Origin of the sequence: Bacillus sp. JJ1521, from assembly GCF_036965165.1 — a bacterium.
Classification (GTDB): Bacteria; Bacillota; Bacilli; order Bacillales; family Bacillaceae_L; genus Ferdinandcohnia.
This window is the reverse complement of the sequence record NZ_JBALOX010000164.1, coordinates 1,426-1,711: the sequence shown is the minus strand read 5'-3', so window position 1 is coordinate 1,711 and position 286 is coordinate 1,426. Positions and strand designations below refer to the sequence as shown.

1 protein-coding gene is annotated in these 286 nt (G+C 42.0%); it reads right to left on the bottom strand.

What is annotated here, in order from left to right:
- Nucleotides 1-12: 12 nt before the first annotated feature.
- Nucleotides 13-286 (bottom strand): aromatic amino acid lyase (locus tag V7147_RS19815; RefSeq protein ID WP_335369540.1); only part of this gene is annotated, 274 nt, incomplete at its 5' end.

Below are 286 nucleotides of genomic sequence, written 5' to 3'. Positions count from 1 at the left end.
TACTGAATAAAGTTAATATTCTATCGGTTCAAGATTGGCTGTCCACACTAGGTAATTTTTTTTAAGCCATTCAGTTACCCTCTCAATATCTTCAGCAAACACACGGTCCTCAAGGATCGACGGTACAACCTTTCTTGCTTCTTTATAAAACGCATGTGTAGCAGGTGCCATTTTATGGGTCCCACGGTATTCAACTGCTTGCAATGCACAAATACATTCAATCGCCAAAACTCGTCGTACATTTTGGATGATTTGATAGGCGTGGCGGGAGCCGATTGTTCCCATG